General features: G+C 58.1%; 19 protein-coding genes. 10 read left to right on the top strand and 9 right to left on the bottom strand.

Annotated features, from left to right (window positions below):
* Positions 1-13: 13 nt before the first annotated feature.
* Together RUM8411_RS23065 and RUM8411_RS23060 are read left to right on the top strand one after the other, a co-directional pair.
* Positions 14-190: a hypothetical protein gene (locus RUM8411_RS23065; RefSeq protein WP_234995253.1), complete on the top strand. Its 177-nt coding sequence runs from the start codon at positions 14-16 to the stop codon at positions 188-190.
* Between the two features lie 54 nt (positions 191-244).
* A complete protein-coding gene (locus RUM8411_RS23060; protein WP_234995252.1) occupies positions 245-505 on the top strand; it encodes a M24 family metallopeptidase in 261 nt (86 codons plus the stop codon).
* A gap of 483 nt (positions 506-988) precedes the next feature.
* Here the strand turns inward: RUM8411_RS23060 and gyrB are convergent, their stop codons facing one another.
* Positions 989-3,406, bottom strand: coding sequence for a DNA topoisomerase (ATP-hydrolyzing) subunit B (gene gyrB, locus RUM8411_RS15345; protein WP_085823602.1), 2,418 nt, complete (start codon positions 3,404-3,406; stop codon positions 989-991).
* 102 nt (positions 3,407-3,508) lie between these two features.
* Positions 3,509-4,081: a TetR/AcrR family transcriptional regulator gene (locus RUM8411_RS15340; protein WP_085823696.1), complete on the bottom strand. Its 573-nt coding sequence runs from the start codon at positions 4,079-4,081 to the stop codon at positions 3,509-3,511.
* Between the two features lie 98 nt (positions 4,082-4,179).
* Between RUM8411_RS15340 and RUM8411_RS15335 the strand changes: the two genes are divergently transcribed.
* A complete protein-coding gene (locus RUM8411_RS15335; RefSeq protein ID WP_085823601.1) occupies positions 4,180-4,746 on the top strand; it encodes a carboxymuconolactone decarboxylase family protein in 567 nt (188 codons plus the stop codon).
* Here RUM8411_RS15335 and recF read toward each other — a convergent pair.
* The 6 genes from recF to mutM form a co-directional block, all read right to left on the bottom strand.
* Complete coding sequence (gene recF / locus RUM8411_RS15330; RefSeq protein WP_085823600.1) at positions 4,743-5,840, bottom strand: DNA replication/repair protein RecF; 1,098 nt, start codon at positions 5,838-5,840, stop codon at positions 4,743-4,745. The two genes, RUM8411_RS15335 and recF, sit on opposite strands and share 4 nt — an antisense overlap.
* Positions 5,841-6,102: 262 nt before the next feature.
* Complete coding sequence (gene dnaN, locus RUM8411_RS15325) at positions 6,103-7,224, bottom strand: DNA polymerase III subunit beta (RefSeq protein WP_085823599.1); 1,122 nt, start codon at positions 7,222-7,224, stop codon at positions 6,103-6,105.
* 228 nt (positions 7,225-7,452) lie between these two features.
* Entirely contained in the window at positions 7,453-8,832 is a 1,380-nt protein-coding gene (gene dnaA / locus RUM8411_RS15320) for a chromosomal replication initiator protein DnaA (protein WP_085823598.1), read from the bottom strand.
* A 551-nt stretch (positions 8,833-9,383) separates the two neighbouring features.
* Positions 9,384-9,647 carry a 30S ribosomal protein S20 gene (gene rpsT, locus RUM8411_RS15315; protein ID WP_037313205.1) on the bottom strand — a complete coding sequence of 88 codons (264 nt, stop codon included), beginning with the start codon at positions 9,645-9,647 and terminating at the stop codon, positions 9,384-9,386.
* Positions 9,648-9,877: 230 nt separating this feature from the next.
* Positions 9,878-10,654 (bottom strand): acryloyl-CoA hydratase, encoded by a 777-nt coding sequence (gene acuK / locus RUM8411_RS15310; RefSeq protein WP_085823597.1) that lies wholly within the window; start codon positions 10,652-10,654, stop codon positions 9,878-9,880.
* Positions 10,655-10,720: 66 nt separating this feature from the next.
* On the bottom strand, positions 10,721-11,572 hold the full coding sequence (gene mutM / locus RUM8411_RS15305) for a bifunctional DNA-formamidopyrimidine glycosylase/DNA-(apurinic or apyrimidinic site) lyase (RefSeq protein ID WP_085823596.1): 852 nt from the start codon (positions 11,570-11,572) through the stop codon (positions 10,721-10,723).
* Between the two features lie 86 nt (positions 11,573-11,658).
* Here mutM and ubiE point away from each other — a divergent pair, with 86 nt between their 5' ends.
* Positions 11,659-12,411, top strand: a complete 753-nt coding sequence (gene ubiE, locus RUM8411_RS15300) for a bifunctional demethylmenaquinone methyltransferase/2-methoxy-6-polyprenyl-1,4-benzoquinol methylase UbiE (protein ID WP_085823595.1) — start codon at positions 11,659-11,661, stop codon at positions 12,409-12,411.
* A gap of 3 nt (positions 12,412-12,414) precedes the next feature.
* Positions 12,415-13,944: a 2-polyprenylphenol 6-hydroxylase gene (gene ubiB / locus RUM8411_RS15295; RefSeq protein ID WP_085823594.1), complete on the top strand. Its 1,530-nt coding sequence runs from the start codon at positions 12,415-12,417 to the stop codon at positions 13,942-13,944.
* Between the two features lie 97 nt (positions 13,945-14,041).
* On the opposite strand, the gene RUM8411_RS15290 is transcribed toward ubiB, so the two are convergent.
* Positions 14,042-15,217: an acetyl-CoA C-acyltransferase family protein gene (locus tag RUM8411_RS15290; RefSeq protein ID WP_085823593.1), complete on the bottom strand. Its 1,176-nt coding sequence runs from the start codon at positions 15,215-15,217 to the stop codon at positions 14,042-14,044.
* A 118-nt stretch (positions 15,218-15,335) separates the two neighbouring features.
* Between RUM8411_RS15290 and RUM8411_RS15285 the strand changes: the two genes are divergently transcribed.
* The 5 genes from RUM8411_RS15285 to RUM8411_RS15265 all read left to right on the top strand — a co-directional run bounded on the left by RUM8411_RS15285 (position 15,336) and on the right by RUM8411_RS15265 (position 19,998).
* The gene (locus RUM8411_RS15285) at positions 15,336-15,902 is read left to right on the top strand and encodes a helix-turn-helix domain-containing protein (RefSeq protein WP_085823592.1); all 567 of its coding nucleotides are present in this window, start codon (positions 15,336-15,338) and stop codon (positions 15,900-15,902) included.
* Between the two features lie 109 nt (positions 15,903-16,011).
* The gene (locus RUM8411_RS15280; RefSeq protein ID WP_085823591.1) at positions 16,012-17,196 is read left to right on the top strand and encodes a glycine C-acetyltransferase; all 1,185 of its coding nucleotides are present in this window, start codon (positions 16,012-16,014) and stop codon (positions 17,194-17,196) included.
* 14 nt (positions 17,197-17,210) lie between these two features.
* Positions 17,211-18,239 carry an L-threonine 3-dehydrogenase gene (gene tdh / locus RUM8411_RS15275; RefSeq protein WP_085823695.1) on the top strand — a complete coding sequence of 343 codons (1,029 nt, stop codon included), beginning with the start codon at positions 17,211-17,213 and terminating at the stop codon, positions 18,237-18,239.
* A 46-nt stretch (positions 18,240-18,285) separates the two neighbouring features.
* Complete coding sequence (locus RUM8411_RS15270; protein WP_085823590.1) at positions 18,286-19,167, top strand: tryptophan 2,3-dioxygenase; 882 nt, start codon at positions 18,286-18,288, stop codon at positions 19,165-19,167.
* Between the two features lie 3 nt (positions 19,168-19,170).
* Positions 19,171-19,998: an alpha/beta hydrolase gene (locus RUM8411_RS15265; RefSeq protein WP_085823589.1), complete on the top strand. Its 828-nt coding sequence runs from the start codon at positions 19,171-19,173 to the stop codon at positions 19,996-19,998.
* Positions 19,999-20,043 lie beyond the last annotated feature (45 nt).

Raw genomic sequence — 20,043 nt, 5'->3', positions numbered from 1 at the left:
GAAGGTAGAATAAATGGTCAAAACCCCTGAAGAGATCGAACTGATGCGGGTATCTGGAAAGCTTCTGGCCTCTGTATTTGAGATGCTGGATCAGCAGAACTTTCTGGGTATGTCCACCTTGCAGGTAAATAATCTGGTCGAGAAGTTTATCACCAAGGATATTGCTGCCCGGCCGGCAAGCAAGGGGTAGTAAGGGTTCGAGTATGTTCTGAACTCCTCGATCAACGAAGTCGTCTGCCATGGGGTGCCATCAGATGATGATGTCATTCAGGATGGTGACATCGTGAACTTTGACATCACGCTGGAAAAGAACGGGTTCATTGCTGATTCAAGCAAGACATATCTGGTTGGGAATGCTGCTCCCGCAACCCGAAGACTCGTGCAAATTGCCCAACAGGCCATGTGGCAAGGTATCGAGGCAGTAACCTTCAGGACGATCAATCCGTCGGGCCGATCCTTGATTGTCTTGGATTGGTTCTTGAACACAACCTCGGTGAAAGCATGAACTTGGGCCCGTTTTCAACGCTTCTGGCCTATTGATTGCTGCAACGCGGCTCCCAGCTCTTCAATCTGAACCATACAGGCCAACACAATGGATGTTGTTCGGCCTTCCTTTGACGTGGTTGAGAGAACGGGGAACAAACGGGCAGCTTCGCCTTAAGCCAGGTAATCTGGCAACTTTTCAGTCATCTATGTCCCTACAACTTGAAATTGAATATTATGTCTCAAATAGACAGTTCCAGCAGCTTTCCGTCAAGTTTTCAATGAGGTATCTTCCTCAAAACGTTGAGGGAGACGGACTCAATCGCATGTAAGTAAAAAACGCAGTCCTTGATCCAACCAATGTTCACAGCACGACAACCGTCGGACAATTCATGGGTGAGTTGGGCGCTCATGAGACTACCCTACAGAGAATTCATGCAGACTTTTGAGCAAATTATGCAATCTTTTGGGGCGATTGCAGTTTTTTGCGCTTACCTACAAAATACTAGAAATCCAGGTTCTCCACGCTCAGTGCGTTTTGTTGAATGAACTCGCGGCGGGGTTCGACCACATCGCCCATGAGCTTGGTGAACAGGTCATCAGCCTCGACCATATCATCCACGCGTACCTGCAACAGTGTCCGCGCATCCGGGTCCAGAGTGGTTTCCCACAGCTGATCGGGGTTCATCTCACCCAGGCCTTTGTAGCGCTGCAGAGACAAACCTTTTTCGCCCTCTTCCAGGATGGCGCGCAGCAGTTCCAGCGGGCCGTGGATCGCCTGCGACCGATCGCGGCGGATCAGCGTGGCCGGGCTGTTATAGATCTCTTGCAGGCTTTGGGTGAAGCTGCCGGTTTTGCGGGCCTCGCCCGAGCGCAACATGGGGCCATCCAGCGTGCGGACTTCTTCAACACCGCGCAGGATGCGGGCCAGACGGATGCCGTGATCCTGCGTGATCCTGCCTTGCCAGCCGCGCTCGTATTCCTGTGCAATCAGGTCCAGGCGCGCAGCAACTTTGTCGGCCACGCCTTGCAGGTCAGCATCGACGGCACCGGGTACAAATGCTCCGGCGACCGCGGCTTGTTCCAAAATGTGGCGCGGATAGTGGGTCGGGAAGGCGTCCAGCACGCGTTTTAGCTGGCGCGCCTCATCGACAACGCGGGTCAGGTCCTGACCGATAATCTCTTCACCTGATCCGAGCTTCAGAATCGCGCCCTCAACCCCCTGATTGATCAGGTAATCGTCCAGTGCGGCCTGATCCTTCAGATACACCTCGGACTTGCCGCGCGACACCTTGTAAAGCGGCGGTTGCGCAATATAGAGGTACCCGCCCTCGATCAGTTCCGGCATCTGTCGGTAGAAGAAGGTCAACAACAACGTCCGGATATGCGCGCCGTCGACGTCCGCATCGGTCATGATGACGATCTTGTGGTAGCGCAGCTTTTCGATGTTGAACTCATCACGGCCAATACCAGTACCCAGCGCCATGACAAGGTTGCCGATTTCCTGACTGCCCAGCATCCGATCGAACCGGGCGCGTTCCACGTTCAGGATCTTACCGCGCAGAGGCAGTACGGCTTGGGTCAGCCGGTCGCGACCTGTCTGGGCCGAACCGCCGGCCGAATCCCCCTCGACCAGAAAAACCTCGGTCTTGGAGGGGTCTTTTTCCGAGCAGTCTTTCAGCTTGCCAGCAAGGTAATTCACGTCCATCGCCGTCTTGCGGCGGGTCAGTTCACGAGCCTTACGCGCAGCCTCGCGGGCCAGTGCGGCCTCGATGATCTTGCCGACAATGATTTTGGCTTCGTTTGGGTTTTCTTCAAACCATTCGGCCAGCTTCTCGTTCACCATGCCTTCGACCGCCGGGCGTACTTCCGAGCTGACCAGTTTGTCTTTAGTCTGAGAGGAGAATTTCGGATCAGGCACTTTCACCGACAAAACGCATGTTAAACCTTCGCGGGCGTCATCACCTGTAAAGCTGACCTTCTCTTTTTTCGCGATCCCACTGGATTGCGCATAGTTATTGATGGTCCGCGTCAAAGCACCCCGGAACCCGGCCACATGGGCACCACCATCCCTCTGAGGAATGTTGTTGGTAAAGGGCAGCACCGATTCATGGTAGCTGTCATTCCACCACATCGCGATCTCAACGCCGATATCATCCCGCTCACCCTTGATATAGATCGGTTCGGGCATGGCCGACGTCTTTGACCGGTCGAGGTATTTGACGAACTCCTTGACGCCGCCTTCGTAGAACAGCTCGGTCTCAAGCCGTTCTGCAGGGCGTTCGTCGATCAAGATGATCCGCACGCCCGAATTCAGAAAGGCCAATTCGCGCAGGCGTTTTTCCAGCGTTTCAAACGAATATTCAAGGTTCGAGAACGTATCGGTTGAGGCCAGGAACCGCACCTCGGTTCCAGTGCGATCGCCACACTCTTCGACTATCTTCAGGTGCTCGGTGGTCTCACCACCCTCAAACCGGGCCACGTGTTCCTTGCCGTTGCGCCAGACACGCAGCTCCAGCCAGTTGGACAGCGCGTTCACAACCGAAACACCGACGCCGTGCAGACCGCCCGACACTTTGTACGAATTGCTGTCAAACTTACCGCCCGCGTGCAGCTGGGTCATGATGACCTCGGCGGCGGACACACCTTCTTCGGGGTGAATATCCACCGGAATACCCCGGCCATTGTCGCTGACAGAAACGCTGGAATCGGCATGGATTTTGACAGTCACATGGTCGGCGTGACCAGCCAGAGCCTCGTCAATTCCATTGTCGACCACCTCATACACCATATGGTGCAGACCCGAGCCATCGTCCGTGTCGCCGATATACATGCCGGGACGTTTGCGAACCGCCTCTAAGCCCTTGAGAACTTTGATGGAATCTGCGCCGTATTCTTGTGGTGCCTGTGCGTCTTCGGACATGCCGTTAGTACCTATATTATTTTGGTAACTTATACGTTTTCTGGGGGGGAATGTCACGCGATCCCCCAACATTTTGTGTCAAAGATCGCCTTGGCCAGAAGATCAAAGGCGATCGAGGTCTGCGGCGATATCCGCCGCGATTTCCGCGGCGTTCACGTCTTCACGTTCAGCCGACAACCGCAGACCCAGCAGGTCGGATTGATAGCGGGCTGCCAGACGATCCGGATCATGATCGGGACCTATTTCACCCGCACTCTGAGCGCGACGGAACAACGTTGCAAAGCAATGCTTCATCTCGGCCATATGCTGGCCTGCCTTATCTGCCAGGTCGTGATCTTTCGCCTGCAATTCGGCATAGGTCTTGGCCAACATGCAGGCCCGGGCGGGCATCTGGCTGGAATCGATCACGATGCGCGGCTGCGTCTTGAGCGCGGCCAATGGCCCCAGCTCTTCGGCCAGCGCGGTCAAGCGGGCAACACCGTCCTGCGCGTAACGCTCCAGCGTCAGAGCATACAGCGCGTCTTTTGAGCCGAACGCCGCATAAAAGCTGCCGGGCTTCAGCTTCAATTCTCGCTCAAGGTCCTTGAGTGACGTCCCGGCCCAGCCCTGACGCCAAAAGATATCCCTGGCCTGCGCGATCAGCGCGTCTCGGTCATAGGAGGGTTTGCGGGGCATCATCTTCACCAATTCTTGAACACTCGCTCAAATATATACTTGAGTGATCGCTCAATAAAGACTATTTCCAGCTCAGACGCCAAAAAAGGAGTTCCGACATGGCCAACTTCCCATCCCACGACCTGACCACCGCCCCAGAAGGATCAAAACCGCTGCTCGAGAAATCTCAGGCCGCGTTTGGTCGCCTGCCCGGCCTGCACAAAGTGATGTCGGAAAGCCCGCAGCATCTGGAAGGTTACCAGGTTCTGCATCACCTGTTCTTGCAGACCGATTTCGACAATGACGAAAAAACCGTTGTCTGGCAGACCATCAATGTCGCCAATGAATGCCACTATTGTGTGCCCGCCCATACTGGCATCGCCAAGATGATGAAGGTCTCGGACGACATCACCGAAGCGCTGCGCAACGAAACCCCCCTGCCCAACGCCAAGCTTGAGGCGCTACGCACTTTTACGCTGCAGATGATGGATCAGAAGGGCAACGTGACTGACGCGCAATTGCAGGCGTTCTTTGACGCAGGCTATTCGCACCGCGCGGTTCTGGACGTGGTTCTGGGGCTGGCACAGAAAACCATGTCAAACTATGTGAACCACATGGCGCAAACTCCGGTCGACGAGGTCATGCGCGGCTTTTTGTGGGAACGTAAAGTCGGCGAACCTGCCTAAGAATTGACGACCGAGCCCTCATCGCCTTCGGTCACCACGAGGGTCTGGGCCCGGTCACCCAGTTCAGCAAACAGCTCAGGCCCGGTGCCCGTCATCCAGGCCTGAGCCCCCAAGGCGCAAATCTCTTCATACAACGCCGCGCGCCGCTGTGCGTCCAGATGGGCGGCCACCTCGTCCAGCAAAACAATCGGCGGTGCCCCGACCTGCCCGGCCAACGCGCGCGCATTGGACAGGATCAGCGAGACCAACAGCGCCTTCTGCTCTCCGGTTGAACAATCCTTGGCAGGAACACCCTTGGCAGCGAAAACACCATACAGGTCAGATCGGTGCGTCCCGACCAAAGTGCGGCCTGCGGCCAGATCGCGAAACCGGCTTTCATTCAGCGCCTCGCGTAGATCATCTGCTGTTTCGGGCATCGCCCCTTCGGTCTGCACCAATTCCAGCGTGGCCGAAGGGAAAGCCGTTTCCGCCTGCTCTTGTGCTGTGCGTAAATGCTCTAGCGCTGCCAGACGCGTCGCATGTATCCGATACCCCGTCTCGGCCATCTGCCCTTCGAGGGCAGCATACCAATGGGCGTCCCGGACCTGCTCTTTCAGCAGGCGGTTCCGTTCCCGCATGGATTTCTCATAGATCAACGACGCCTCGGCATGGGCGGGATCAAAGCTTAGCGCGATGCGGTCCAGAAACCGACGCCTTCCCTCGGATCCCTCGATCCATAGCCGGTCCATCGAAGGGATCAGCCATACTACGCGGGCCAGTTTCCCGAGATCAATCTGGCTGGAGGCCTTGCCATCTATCCGAACCTGCCGCGCCGTGCCGCCTTCGGACCAGGTTTCGACCTCATATTTTTGGCCCTGGGCATTCAGCAGCCCGGACAGTTTCCAGCCCAACGCTTCGGGGCGTCGGGTCATGTCGGCCGCACTTGCCCGCCGCATTCCGCGACCGGGGGAAAACAAAGACACCGCTTCCAGAATGTTGGTTTTGCCCGCCCCGTTTGGCCCATGAATGGTCACAGGCCGTCCATCCAGCGCCAGACGCGCCAGCTTGTGCGAGCGAAAATGCGAGACCGTAAGTTCGGTCAGGGCCAACCCCATGACCCCTCCTTATTGTGAACCCAGCGTCCAAACTCTCGGATTGTCTCTGGTCTGCTGTTTTACATGAGCCACATACAGAACAGAGGACAATATCACTCCAAACAAAACGAAGTTAAGTCCCAAGGCCCGCAGAACACCACGTCGGTACATCCGTCTTTTCCACGTGCCCCTAAACTCATCCGGCTTGCGGGCTCTGGGGTTTGTATGCTCATAGCCTTTGGCCATGGCCGTTCCCTTTGTCAGAGATCACCCCGCAGGGTCATCAGACGCGCATCGGCATGACCACGTAAACCGCGCTCAGGTCATTGCCTTCGCGCATCAGGGTCGGGTCACCGGCCGAGTTGAACAGGAACACTGCGTTCTCGCGATCAACCTGCGAGGCAATTTCCAGCAGATATTTGGCGTTGAACCCGATCTCAAGCCGCTCGTCCCCGTAGGCTACAGCCAGCTCTTCCTCGGCGGCGCCACTGTCAGGGGCATTCACAGACAATACCAGCTTGTCCGCGTCCAACTGCAGTTTCACCGCGCGCGATCGCTCTGAGGACACCGTTGCCACGCGATCCACAGCCTGTGCAAACTCGGCTGCGTCCACTTCCAGCTGGCGCGTGTTGCCCTGCGGGATCACGCGCGTATAGTCGGGGAAAGTGCCGTCGATCACTTTGGATGTAAGGGTAATATCCGGCGTCGCAAACCGCACTTTGGTTTCGCTGACCGACACGGCGATGTCCATCTCATCATCATCCAGCAGCTTGCGCAGCTCGCCCACGGTTTTGCGCGGCACGATCACGCCCGGCATATCCGCTGCACCTTCTGGCAAGTCGGCATCGATACGTGCCAGGCGGTGACCGTCCGTGGCCACACAGCGCAGCACCTTGCCGCCTTCAGAGCCATCCGAGACATGCATGTAGACGCCGTTCAGATAGTACCGGGTCTCTTCGGTTGAAATGGCGAATTTCGATTTGTCGAACAGCCGGCGCAGCAGGGCAGCCGAGGCTGTGAAATTCGATTGATATTCCGAGGACGCCATCACCGGGAAATCCTCTTTCGGTAACGTCGCCAGCGAGAAGTTCGACCGCCCGGCCTCAACTGTCAGACGGCCTGCGGCACTGTCGGCGGTCAGCGTCACCAAGGCACCATCGGGCAGCTTGCGGACAATCTCGTGCAGCGTTGTGGCTGCCACCGTGGTTGCACCGGCTTTTTCCACCTGCGCCGGAGCCTTGTCGACCACCTCAATATCCAGATCGGTGGCGCGAAACTGCGCCTGATCGCCTTCGGCCTCGATCAGAACATTGGCAAGTATGGGGATTGTGTTACGCCGTTCGACAACGGATTGGGCCTGGGAAACGGCCTTCAGAAGGGTGCCGCGTTCGATGCTGATCTTCATACCCTCAATTCCTCTGACTTGCGTGCCGAAATGGGCGGGACTGGCACGTTAGCGGTTCCGCCCTGATGCACAAGGATTTTTTATGGATTTCTGGGTCGGAATGCCCAAGGCGTCAAGGGGCGCGTGATCCCTTGGGCACAGTTCCTTTTCAACCGTGGATTAAAGCGCACAAGAAAACGCCCCGGGCGTGAGGGTCCGGGGCGTTTTCCTTTTAGTCAGTGATAAAGCCTAGGCCTCCAAAGACCGGCGCAGCATTTCGACATCTTCGGCAATCTGGCCGTCGGTTGTTTTCAACTCTTCGATCCGTTTGACACCGTGCATGACCGTGGTGTGGTCACGCCCGCCAAAGCGGCGGCCAATCTCGGGCAACGAGCGGCTGGTCAACTGTTTGCACAGATACATCGCAACCTGACGCGGGCGGGCGTAAGACCGCAGACGCTTGGGGCCGATGATGTCCGACAGTCGGATATTGTAATAGTCCGAGACTTTGCGCTGAATCTCTTCGACGGTGATCTTGCGCTCGGATGCGCGCAACACGTCGGCCAGACAATCCTGCGTCAAATCCATGTCAATCTCACGCCCGACCAGCGAAGCAAAGGCGAACAGACGAGTCAAAGCCCCTTCAAGCACGCGCACATTGGTCGAGATGCGCTGCGCCAGAAACTCCAGCACGCCATCGGCAATGGTCAGGTCGGGATAAGTGCTGCTGTATTGCTGTACCTTGGTCTGCAGAATGCCCAGACGCAGCTCATAATCGGTGGGATGCAAGTCGACAACCAGACCGCATTGCAGGCGCGATTTCACGCGGTCCTCAAGATCCTTGATTTCACCCGGGGCACGATCAGCCGAGATGATGATCTGCTTGTTTTGATCCACCAGTGCATTGAACGTGTGAAAGAACTCTTCCTGAGTCGAATCCTTGCCAGCGATGAACTGCACATCATCAACCATCAGCACGTCAACCGAGCGGAACAGGTGCTTGAAGTCCATCATCCGACGTTCCCGCAGCGCTTGCACAAAGCGGTACATGAATTGTTCCGCCGACAGGTAAAGTACGTTGAGGTCAGGGCACTTGGTTTTCAGTTCCCACGCGATGGCGTGCATCAGGTGGGTTTTACCCAGACCAACACCGCCATACAAAACCAGCGGATTGAATGTCACAGGACCACCTTCTGATACCCGTCGCGCAGCAGCATGGGCCAGCTCATTGGGCTTGCCGACGACAAAGCTGTCAAAGGTAAATCGTGAATCCAGCGGTGCGGCCTGCAACGAACCCAGCGCGTCATTGCCAACCTGAGCCTGTTGCGACAACGACTGCTCTGGTGCCGGTTCTGGCGCCGCGTCGGTCGACGGACGCGCCGGCAAGTTGGCGGCAACGCGAAACGCCAAGCGTTCCACAGATTCACCTGCGGTGTTCATCTCGTACAATATGAGATCCGCAAAATTTTGACTGACATAATTGCCCATAAAGTTCGTCGGCACAGAAAACACGGCCACGCCATCCTGAAGCTCTTGGAATTCAAGAGGTTCAATCCAGGTCGTGTAGTTGTTCTTGCCAACTGCCTTGAGCAATTTGTTACGCAGTAGTCCCCATTTCTCTTGTGTCATCAAGCGCCTCACGCATCCCGTTCTTTATTGGCCTGTCGGCCTTTTTGCTACGCTCCGGTTGCCCGGAAAAAGCTTTCACACGCAAAAGGATGCCCTGCGCCAAACTCAGAGAGCCTGGCGGGTTTGTCCCCGAAAGTCGGCGCTTCCTGGTCAGTTGACGCCCAACAGAAGGACGTCCCGGAATCCGGGTTGCGCGTCGCAATCTAATTTTTCGACAGGGCGCAGATCTTTGGTTGCCCCAAGACCTACAGCAGATCAGCAATCCGGTCGTGACCGTATGCCAACATTCGTTTCACAATCGTCCTGATGCCCGTCAGTCTGATCGGTGAAACAGCCTGTCCCCCCAAGCGAGTGAATCGCTGTATCAGTGGTAACAAGAGGCTGACGCTTACGGCAACGAAACTCTGATATTGACTCGGATTCTTGGCCGAAAGAATCTCTCGGTTTCGTGAAGGCGCGGTATTCTGGCAACAGCAAGAAAGGCGCCGCATGAAGCGACGCCTTTCAAAATATATCAGCTTTACTTACGTGACCATGGGTCAAGTAGCGGCTTAACCCAGCGCCTTCACGCGAGACGACAGGCGCGACATTTTACGCGATGCTGTGTTCTTGTGGAAAACGCCTTTGGTGACGCCGCGCATCAGCTCGGGCTGAGCGGCGCGCAGAGCAGCGGTTGCCGCGTCTTTGTCGCCAGATGCGATCGCTTCTTCGACTTTGCGCAGATAGGTGCGGATGCGCGAACGGCGCGCTTTGTTGACTGCGAAACGCTTTTCGTTCTGACGTGCGCGCTTCTTTGCCTGGGGCGAATTTGCCATGTGTGTGACCTTTGTTCGGTGCGGTTATCTGGGTTTGCGCGCCACGGAAAATTCCGCACCGGATCGTCGATCACGAGTGTGAGTCGGGCCAGAGCGGGCCGCACGCGCATGTATAGCGGCGGTCTTTACCCAAGTTTGTCGGGTTTGCCAAGCCGATTCTTCGTATTTGCAGGGCAGGAATGAAAAAGGCGGGCCTGGCCCGCCTGATCCCCGTCAGCGATGCAATGTGCCTACTTGTCCCGGAACTGCGCTGCGCGCTTTTCAAGGAAGGCCGCCATGCCTTCTTTCTGGTCGTCGGTTGCGAACATCGAATGAAACACCCGGCGTTCGAACAACATGCCTTCGCTCAGCGGCAGCTCATAGCTGCGGTTGACCGCCTCTTTTGCAGCCATTGCAGACAGCTGCGATTTCTCGGCTATCTTCTGGGCAACACCGATGGCTTCTTCCATCAACTTTTTGGCCGGCACAACCCGGCTGACCAGACCCGCGCGCTCGGCCTCTTCCGCATCCATGAAGCGGCCGGTCAGGTTCATGTCCATCGACTTGGACTTACCGACAAAGCGGGTCAGGCGCTGGCTGCCACCCAAGCCGGCGATGACCCCCAGGTTGATCTCGGGCTGGCCAAACTTGGCGGTGTCTGCGGCGATGATGAAATCGCACAGCATGGCCAACTCGCACCCGCCACCCAGCGCATAGCCGCCAACGGCCGCGATGATCGGCTTGCGGATCGCACAGATGCGGTCATTGACGTCGCCAAACAGGTTCTGGCTGTAGACGTCCACAAAGCTCATCTCGGACATCTGTTTGATATCCGCACCGGCGGCAAAGGCCTTGTCTGAGCCGGTGATGACGATGCAGCGCACCTTGTCATTGCCGTCGGCCTCTTCCAGCGCAGTACACACTTCACCCAGCAATTGAGTGTTCAGCGCGTTCAGAGCGTCCGGCCTGTCGAGTTTGATAAGGGCGACGTGGTCTTCGATTTCGACGATGATCGTCTCAAAAGCCATGAGGTTTGAGCTTTCGGTTGTTCCGTTCAGATACGATTCATTATCACGCGAAAAACCTGGATCAAGCTATCTTTGGCATTGCGCACAATAGAAGGATGAGCGACCAGACTGGGTGATTCTCTTGATTTCACCCCCACAACCTGGGGTCCTGCAGGGCGCGCCTTCACGCCCGTAGACATCAAAGCTGTGCTGAAAATATCCAAGTTCTCCATCGGCTTGCCGGAAATCCCGCAACGATGAGCCGCCTGCGTCGATGGCGTCCTGCAGCACTTGACGGATGATCGGAACAAGGGCCGCAACACGGGCCACAGAAATCTGTCCCGCCTTGCGACGTGGCGACACGCGGCCGCGATAAAGCGCCTCGCACACATAGATATTGCCCAATCCGGCAACGATTCCCTGATCCAGAAGCGCAGATTTGACCGGAGTGTTCTTGCTTCGGAACGCGTCGACCAAATGTTGCTCGTGAAAATCATTGCCCAAAGGTTCTGGCCCCAGAACGGACAACAGCTTGTGATCTTCGGCCGTTGCGGTTGGCAACAAATCCATCGCACCAAAACGGCGCGGATCGTTAAAGGTGATGCGCGCGCCGTTTGCCATGTGAAAGACCACATGGTCGTGTTTCTCCGGCATCGGGTGCGTATGCGCAAACTGACCCAGCGGATCACCCGACACGGTCATCCGCCCGGACATGCCCAGATGGATCAACAGGGTTTCACCACTGCTGAGATCCGCCAGGATGTATTTCGACCGGCGCCGCAACCGGTCAACTCGCTGACCTGTAAGCCGCTCGACCATGCGGTCGGGAAAGGGCCAGCGCAGATCGGGCCGGTTCACATCCGCCTTTTCGATCACCACCCCTTCCATTGCGGGGGAAAGGCCGCGTCTTACTGTCTCAACCTCGGGCAATTCCGGCATTACACGGCTCCTATTCCAAAGGGCCGCATTGTGCCCGGTTCGTATCGCCCTATAACAGAGGCGAAATTCGACAAACGGCAAGGCTTATGTCCGACAACAGCGACAAGACCACCCATTTCGGGTTCGAAACCGTGCGCGAGGCTGACAAAGCCGGGCGTGTGCAGGGCGTGTTCAACTCGGTCGCCTCAAAATACGATGTGATGAACGATGTCATGTCGATGGGCATCCATCGGGTCTGGAAAGACGCAATGATGGACTGGCTTGCACCGCGCCCTGGGCAGCGCCTGTTGGATGTGGCAGGGGGCACCGGCGATATCTCGTTCCGCTTTCTGAAACGTGCGGGCTTTGGCCATGCCACCGTACTGGACCTGACGGAACCCATGTTGGTCGAAGGTCGCCAGCGGGCCGAAGCTGACCAGATGTCTGACAGCCTGAACTGGGTGGTGGGCGACGCGATGGCCCTGCCCTTCGACGACAACACCTTTGACGTCTACACAATCTCGTTCGGCATCCGAAACGTCACCCGCCCGCAAGAGGCGCTGAACGAAGCCTTCCGCGTGCTGAAACCCGGTGGCCGCCTCATGGTGCTGGAATTCAGCCAACTGCCCAATGACGGGCTGCAAAAGCTCTATGACCTTTACAGCTTCAACGTCATCCCGCGCATGGGCAAGCTGATCGCCAATGATTACGACAGCTATCAGTACCTGGTGGAATCAATCCGCAATTTCCCTGACCAGGACACGTTTCTGGAGATGATCCGCGCCGCCGGGTTCGAAAATGCCAAGTACCGCAACCTGAGCCTGGGCATCGCCGCGCTACATTCCGGCTGGAAGATCTGACGCATGCGAGGACCCCATAACATCATCCGCCTGATCCGCACAGGCGCCACGTTAGAGCGCACAGGCGCCATGAATGTCGTCCTGGACGCGTTCGAAGCCCCGCGCGCCTTGCGCATCGTGGCCCATACGCTGGGCAAACCGTTCCAATGGCTGGGATACAAGGGCGACCCGAACATGCCCCCCGCCACCCGTGCGCTGACTGCATTGGGACCGGCTTACATTAAATTCGGCCAGGTGCTCTCGACCCGTCCCGACGTGGTTGGCGACGAACTTGCCGATCAGCTGCGCGTGTTGCAGGACAAGCTGCCGCCTTTTTCCCGCGATGAGGCCATGGCCGAAGTGGAAAAAGAGCTGGGGCAACCGGTCTCCGAGATGTTCTCGGAGTTCAGCGAACCCATTGCGGCAGCCTCGATCGCGCAGGTCCACAAGGCCAAGCTGACCAGCACCGGCGAGGATGTCGCTGTTAAAGTGCTGCGCCCCGGCATCGAACGCGCCTTCCGCAAAGACGTCGACGCGTTCTATTTCGCGGCCCGGATCGTTCAGCTCTTTGCCCCCGGTGCGCGCCGCCTGCGCCCGATGGAGGTGATCGAACATTTCGACGGTGTGGTTCGCGGAGAGCTGGACCTGCGTCTGGAAAGCGCTGCGGCCTCGGAATACGCCGCCAATATCAAGGACGACGCCGGTTTCTGGCTGCCGCCCGTGGTGTGGTCGCTGTCCGCGCGCCGTGTGATGACGCTCAGCTGGGCAGATGGCATTGCACTGGGCGACAACGCCGCGTTGGACACCGCAGGCCATAACCGCCCCGATCTGGCTGAACGGGTGTTGCGGATGTTCCTGCTCCACGCCCTGAGGGATGGGTTTTTCCACGCAGACATGCATCAGGGCAACCTGAAGGTCGCAGCCAATGGCGACATCATCGCCTATGATTTTGGCATCATGGGCCAAATCAACGAATACACCCGCCGGGTCTATGCCGAGATTCTGTTCGGCTTCATTCGCCGCGACTATAAACGCGTGGCCGAAGTGCATTTCGAGGCAGGCTATGTCCCCGCCCACCAAGATGTCGACGAATTCGCCCGGGCCCTGCGCGCGGTGGGCGAGCCTATCTTTGGCATGGATGCCACCCATATCTCAATGGGCCGACTGCTGAACTATCTGTTCGAAGTCACCGAACGGTTCGGCATGGAAACCCGGACCGAGCTGATCTTGCTGCAACGCACTATGGTGGTGGTCGAAGGTGTGGCGCGCTCGCTCGATCCTCATATGAACATCTGGGAAGTCGCCCGCCCTGTGGTCGAGGATTACATCAAAAAATCTATCGGCCCCCGCGCCGCATTGCGGGATTTTGGCAAAACGGCGATGGTCCTGGCTCGGTTCGGACCGCGCCTGCCTGCACTGGTGGAAAACGCGCTGATCGCACAGACCCAAAAGGACGAACCAACCCCTTCGCGCCTTTGGTCCGTGGCCTTGCCCGCCACCATCGGGGCCGCCGCAGGTGCCGCTCTGGTTCTTCTGCTAACGACCTTCGGCTAACCCGAGCCCGCCCGCTTCATCTGGCTAAAAATATCCTCGGGGGGAATCGCACCAAAAGTGCGATGGGGGGCAGACAGCCCCCCTGCCTGGTTTGTGATCAGAGCAGCTCAAAGGCAATGGCGATACCTTGACCGCCGCCGATGCACATGGTGACCAGCCCCTTGGACCCGCCCGTGCGCTCCAGCTCGTACAGTGCCTTCAAAGTGATAATGGCGCCTGTCGCACCCACCGGATGACCCAATGCAATCGCGCCACCATTTGGGTTCACTTTTGCCGCGTCCAGGCCCAGCTCTTTGTTGACGGCCAGCGCCTGCGATGCAAACGCTTCGTTGCTTTCGATTACATCGAAATCGTCAATTGACAGACCGGTGCGGGCCATCAGGTTCTGCACTGCGGGCACCGGGCCGATGCCCATGACCTCGGGGCGCACGCCGGCGTGACCATATCCCAGGATACGCGCTTTGGGCTTCAGGCCCGCTTTCTCGGCAGCCTCGGCGGTGGCCAGTACTATCGCTGCTGCACCGTCATTGATGCCTGACGCATTGCCCGCCGTGACACGCCCGTCTTTCCGGAAGGCAGGGCGCAAACCTGCCAGCGCCTCAGCCGAGGTCGCCTTGGGATGCTCGTCGACCATGAAATCGACCATGTCACGCTTGACCTTGACCTGAACCGGCGCGATCTGGCTTTGGAAATAGCCTGCCTCCAGGGCTGCTGCCGCGCGGGTCTGGCTGGTCATGGCAAAACCGTCCATCTGCTCGCGGGTGATTTGGTGCTCATCCGCCACGTTTTCGGCCGTAATGCCCATGTGACCGGTGCCAAACGGGCAGTTTAGCGCGCCCAGCATCATATCCATCGACGTGACATCACCCATCTTCGCCCCCCAGCGCGCCTGAGGTACGATGTACGGGCTGCGCGACATGCTCTCAGCGCCGCCCGCAACAGCGAACTCCGCATCTCCCAGCATCAGGGACTGCACCGCCGAAACGATGGCCTGCGCACCCGATCCACACAGGCGGTTCACGTTCATCGCTGGCGTTTCAACCGGAATGCCCGCCTGTTTTGCGGCCGCGCGCGACAGGTACATGTCGCGCGGTTCGGTGTTGATGACATGACCAAACAGCACATTGCCGATCTGGTTCGCCTCAACCCCGGATTTCTCCATCGCCGCTTCGGTCACTACGGTTGCCAGGTCAATCGGCGCGGTCGAGGCCAGCGCCCCACCAAAGGTTCCGATTGCGGTGCGGGCACCATCAAGAATGACGATATCTTTCATGTCTCTACTCCTCGTGGGTTTGGCGGCACTATGCCTTTGTCATGTGGGGCTGTCCCATGGGACGTACCGTCACAAGCGGAATTGACATGGCACCCGCAAACGCGCATGAGATTCCGTCATGACGGAAAACCCAGACGATATCCTGACACGCCTGCCCGCTCGCCTGAAAGAGGCCCGCCGCGCAAAAGGCCTGTCTTTGGAAGCCGTGGCAAACCTCAGCGGCGTGTCCCGTTCGATGGTCAGCCAAATCGAGCGGGGCGAAAGCAGCCCGACCATCTCGACCCTGTGGAACCTGACCCGTGCGCTGCAGGTCGATTTCGCAGGATTGTTGGAGGACGCAGACAACAGTGACCAGATCGAAGTGCTGCGCAATGCCGAAGTACCCAGCATCGACAATATGGGCGAGAAATGCCGGATACGCATCCTCTCCCCGCCCGAAGAGGCCGGCGGACATGAGGTCTATGACATTCAGTTCGATCAGCACGGCGCATTGGCCAGCCAGCCGCATACGCGCGGCGCGCAGGAACAGCTGACCGTTCTGGAAGGATCGGTTCGCGTGACGTCCGGCGCGGCCACAATGGACCTCAGCCAGGGGGACACGGCCCGCTATGCCGCCGATGTACCGCATGCGATCATGGCGTCAGATGGACCGGCCCGCGTGTTTCTGATCGTCAAAAACGCCTGATCCGTCATTTTTCCACCTTTGCGGATTTTTTTCCGTAATCCTGAAATTCCCCTATTTGGGAATTGCATCCGTTATGTTAGAAGTGCGACTCAGTTGAACGGAGATCGCCATGGCTGATGCATTCCTGTCCCATATCACGGACACTCTCGCGCAGATCGAATCTGAGGGGTTGTACAAACGTGAACGCATGATCACCTCGCCGCAGGGCGGCGAGATTACGGTGGGTGACAAACAGGTCATCAACCTGTGCGCCAACAACTATCTGGGTCTGGCCGATCACCCGGCGCTGATCGAGGCCGCCAAGGGCGCGATGGAACCCAAAGGCTTCGGCATGGCCTCGGTCCGGTTCATCTGCGGCACGCAGGACATTCACCGCGAGCTCGAACAGAAGCTGGCGCGGTTCCTGAACAAGGACGACGCGATCCTGTTTGCCGCCTGTTTCGATGCCAATGGGGGCCTGTTCGAACCCCTGCTTGGACCCGAAGACGCCATCATCTCGGACAGTCTGAACCATGCGTCGATCATCGACGGGGTGCGGCTGTGCAAGGCGAAACGCTATCGCTATCTGAACAACGACATGAACGATCTGGAAGCCTGGCTGAAACAGGCCCGTGACGACGGCGCGCGCCATATCATGATTGCGACCGATGGCGTGTTCTCGATGGATGGCTATCTGGCCAACCTGCCGAAAATCCGCGAACTGGCCGACAAGTACGAGGCCATCGTCATGGTCGATGATTGCCACGCAACCGGCTTCATGGGGCCAAACGGGGCCGGAACACCGGATCATTTCGGCGTCGACGTGGACATTCTGACGGGAACCCTGGGCAAGGCACTTGGAGGGGCAATCGGCGGCTATATCGCCGGGCCGCAGCCAGTGATCGACCTGCTGCGGCAGCGGGCGCGGCCCTATCTGTTCTCGAACTCGCTGCCGCCATCCATCGTCGCCGCTGGGATCGAGGCGATCCGGCTGGTCGAACAGGGCGAGATGCTGCGCGCGCAACTGTTCGGCAACGCCAAATACTGGCGCGCGGGGCTGGAAGGCTTGGGCTTTGACCTGTTGCCCGGTGAACACCCGATCATCCCGGTGATGCTGGGTGAGGCGCAGCTGGCGCAGGACATGGCCTCAAAGCTGTTTGACGAAGGCGTCTATGTCTCGGGCTTTTTCTTCCCGGTCGTCCCGCGCGGCCAGGCGCGGATCAGAACGCAGATGAATGCGGCCCTGACCCGTGATGAACTGGACCGCGCATTGGCCGCCTTTGGCAAGGTCGGCAAAGAACTGGGGATCATCTGATGCGACCCAACACGATGAAAGCGCTGGAAAAATCCAAGCCCGAGGAAGGGCTGTGGATGGTGCAGGCCCCAGTGCCCGAAATTGGCCCCGAAGAGGTGTTGATCCGGGTCAACAAGACCGGCATTTGCGGAACCGATATCCATATCTGGAACTGGGATGACTGGGCCGCCGCCACGGTGCCAACCCCGATGATCACCGGGCATGAGTTCGCCGGTGAGATCGTTGAACTGGGCCGAAACGTGACCGGCCTGGAAATCGGCCAGCGCTGTTCCGGCGAAGGCCATCTGATCACCACCGACAGCCGCCAAAGCCGCGCGGGCAAGTTCCATCTGGACCCCGGCACGCGCGGGATCGGGGTGAACGAACAGGGGGCCTTTGCCCAATACCTGAAACTGCCCGCCTTTAACGTCGTGCCCCTGCCCGATGATGTGCCGGATGAAATCGGCGCCATTCTGGACCCGTTGGGCAATGCGGTCCACACCGCGCTGAGTTTCGACTTGTTGGGCGAGGATGTGCTGATCACGGGTGCAGGCCCCATCGGTATCATGGCCGCAGCAGTCGCACGCCACGCAGGTGCCCGGCACGTAGTGATCACCGACATCAATCCTGATCGCCTGAAACTGGCCGAACATGTGGTGCCAACTTTGCGTCCTGTCGATGTCACCAAAGAAGACCTGCAGGACGTCATCTCTGAGCTGGGCATGAAAGAAGGCTTTGACGTGGGCCTTGAAATGTCGGGGTCGCAAGTCGCGCTGGACCAGATGGTCGAGGCGTTGGTGATGGGCGGGAAGATCGCCCTGTTGGGCATCCCACCCGGCAAATCCCCCGTCGACTGGTCCCGCATCGTGTTCAAGGCCATCACCATCAAGGGCGTTTACGGGCGCGAGATGTTCGAGACCTGGTACAAGATGATCGCCATGTTGCAAAACGGTCTGGATGTCAGCCGTGTGATCACTCACCGCTTTGGCGTCGACGACTTTGCCCAAGGATTTACTGCAATGAAATCGGGGCAGTCGGGCAAGGTGGTTCTGGACTGGACTTGACGCTCTGATATTCACAGGAGTAACCCCTGGACGTTTGGAGGAGCAGATGGGCGACAAGGATAACAGGTATCTGGAGCGCGGAATCGAGGACTCGCTGGTCACCGATTTCGCGGATACGCATCGCAATAGCTATGGCGATTTCCTGCAGCTTAAAACGCTCCTGAACCTGCAAAAGACCTTTCAGGACCCGGCCCAACCCGATGAGATGCTGTTCATCATCATCCATCAGGTCAGTGAGCTGTGGTTGAAACTGATGCACCACCAACTGGTCGAAGTGCGCCGGTTCCTGCAACAGGACGAATTTGGCCCGGCGATGAAGAACCTTGACCGGATCAAAGCGATCCAGCGGCAGTTGATCACCGCGTGGGAGACCCTGCTGACCATGACGCCCGCTGACTACATGACATTCCGGCAGGCACTGGGCAGCTCTTCCGGATTTCAAAGCTATGGCTATCGCCAGATCGAATTCATTCTGGGCAATAAGGACGCCTCGACCCTGAAGGTGCATGAACATGACGCTGAAGTTATGGAGATGCTGAATGCAGCCCTGACCAAACCCTCGCTTTACGACGAAGTGCTGCACATGCTGGCGCGACAAGGGTTCGACGTGCCCGCCGACTTGCTGAACCGCGACTATGCGCAGCCCTATTCCGGCGATCCGCGCGTGGTGAAAATCTGGTGCAATGTGTTCCGCAACACGGATAAATACTGGGATCTGTATGCGTTGGCGGAAAAGCTGATGGATGTGGAATCCCTGTTCCAACGCTGGCGCTTTGACCATGCCACTGCGGTCGAGAGGGTTATCGGCATGCAGCCAGGTACCGGCGGGTCCAGCGGTGTGGCGTTCCTGCGCAAAGCGCTGGAGCTGCGGTTCTTTCATGACCTCTACGACATGCGCACGGAACTGATGTATAGCGGGCAGGAGTAGGCAATGCTGTATCGCGGGTTTTCGCAGGAAGAACTGGATCAGGAATATTCGCCCAGTTCGATGGTCGGTGGCGATTTGACACCTTATCTGGACAGCTACACCGCACTCAGCGCGCAGCACCGGGCGAGGATGGAAGTGCGGGAAGACCTTGCCTATGGCGAATCGCCGACACAAGTGCTGGATTTCTTTCCCGCGAAGGGAGCAGGCGCGCCGCTGCACGTCTTTGTTCACGGCGGATATTGGCAAGCGCTCAGCCAGCGCGAATCGGCGATGATGGCCCCCGCACTGATCGAGGCCGAGCAATCCTTTGCCACGTTGAACTACACGCTCGCCCCGGATGCGCGGCTGGATCAGATGGTCAACGAATGCCGCGACGCCTTGCTTTGGCTTGCAGCGAACGCCTTCAATCTGGGGTTCGATCCGTCACGGATCACCCTATCGGGGCACAGTGCCGGGGCACATCTGGTCGCCATGGTCATGGCCACCTCAGCTGACGAACTGGCACGTGCCGGGCTGCGGGTGCGCGATGTGATCCTGATCAGTGGCGTCTATGATCTGGAACCGATCAGCCTGACGCCGGTGAACGATCCGTTGCAGCTGAGTCCGGTTGAGGTGCATGACCTATCCCCGATCCTGCATTTGCCCGCCCCCGGCCCGCGATACCATGTGACAGTGGCAGAACGGGACACACCCGAATTTATCCGCCAAAGCCGGGAGTACGCGGAACTGCTGCGCAAGGGCGGGCATTCGGTCGGCTTTGATCTGCAGAATGGGATGCATCATTTCGACATTATCATGCACCCCAGCACATTCCTGCCTGCCGGGCAGTAGCCCCAAAGCAAAACAGCGGCCCGTGTAAGCCGCTGTTTCAAATTG

The organism is Ruegeria meonggei, assembly GCF_900172215.1.
Taxonomy (GTDB): domain Bacteria; phylum Pseudomonadota; class Alphaproteobacteria; order Rhodobacterales; family Rhodobacteraceae; genus Ruegeria; species Ruegeria meonggei.
The sequence above is the reverse complement of the archived record's forward strand: the minus strand, read 5'-3'. Positions and strand labels throughout refer to the sequence as shown.

What these genes read in the sequence shown, in the direction of transcription:
- RUM8411_RS23065 (WP_234995253.1), top strand. Translation starts at nt 14, where the DNA reads ATGGTCAAAACCCCTGAAGAGATCGAACTGATGCGGGTATCTGGAAAG.
- gyrB (WP_085823602.1), bottom strand. Translation starts at nt 3,406, where the DNA reads ATGTCCGAAGACGCACAGGCACCACAAGAATACGGCGCAGATTCCATC.
- RUM8411_RS15340 (WP_085823696.1), bottom strand. Translation starts at nt 4,081, where the DNA reads ATGCCCCGCAAACCCTCCTATGACCGAGACGCGCTGATCGCGCAGGCC.
- RUM8411_RS15335 (WP_085823601.1), top strand. Translation starts at nt 4,180, where the DNA reads ATGGCCAACTTCCCATCCCACGACCTGACCACCGCCCCAGAAGGATCA.
- recF (WP_085823600.1), bottom strand. Translation starts at nt 5,840, where the DNA reads ATGGGGTTGGCCCTGACCGAACTTACGGTCTCGCATTTTCGCTCGCAC.
- dnaN (WP_085823599.1), bottom strand. Translation starts at nt 7,224, where the DNA reads ATGAAGATCAGCATCGAACGCGGCACCCTTCTGAAGGCCGTTTCCCAG.
- dnaA (WP_085823598.1), bottom strand. Translation starts at nt 8,832, where the DNA reads ATGACACAAGAGAAATGGGGACTACTGCGTAACAAATTGCTCAAGGCA.
- rpsT (WP_037313205.1), bottom strand. Translation starts at nt 9,647, where the DNA reads ATGGCAAATTCGCCCCAGGCAAAGAAGCGCGCACGTCAGAACGAAAAG.
- acuK (WP_085823597.1), bottom strand. Translation starts at nt 10,654, where the DNA reads ATGGCTTTTGAGACGATCATCGTCGAAATCGAAGACCACGTCGCCCTT.
- mutM (WP_085823596.1), bottom strand. Translation starts at nt 11,572, where the DNA reads ATGCCGGAATTGCCCGAGGTTGAGACAGTAAGACGCGGCCTTTCCCCC.
- ubiE (WP_085823595.1), top strand. Translation starts at nt 11,659, where the DNA reads ATGTCCGACAACAGCGACAAGACCACCCATTTCGGGTTCGAAACCGTG.
- ubiB (WP_085823594.1), top strand. Translation starts at nt 12,415, where the DNA reads ATGCGAGGACCCCATAACATCATCCGCCTGATCCGCACAGGCGCCACG.
- RUM8411_RS15290 (WP_085823593.1), bottom strand. Translation starts at nt 15,217, where the DNA reads ATGAAAGATATCGTCATTCTTGATGGTGCCCGCACCGCAATCGGAACC.
- RUM8411_RS15285 (WP_085823592.1), top strand. Translation starts at nt 15,336, where the DNA reads ATGACGGAAAACCCAGACGATATCCTGACACGCCTGCCCGCTCGCCTG.
- RUM8411_RS15280 (WP_085823591.1), top strand. Translation starts at nt 16,012, where the DNA reads ATGGCTGATGCATTCCTGTCCCATATCACGGACACTCTCGCGCAGATC.
- tdh (WP_085823695.1), top strand. Translation starts at nt 17,211, where the DNA reads ATGAAAGCGCTGGAAAAATCCAAGCCCGAGGAAGGGCTGTGGATGGTG.
- RUM8411_RS15270 (WP_085823590.1), top strand. Translation starts at nt 18,286, where the DNA reads ATGGGCGACAAGGATAACAGGTATCTGGAGCGCGGAATCGAGGACTCG.
- RUM8411_RS15265 (WP_085823589.1), top strand. Translation starts at nt 19,171, where the DNA reads ATGCTGTATCGCGGGTTTTCGCAGGAAGAACTGGATCAGGAATATTCG.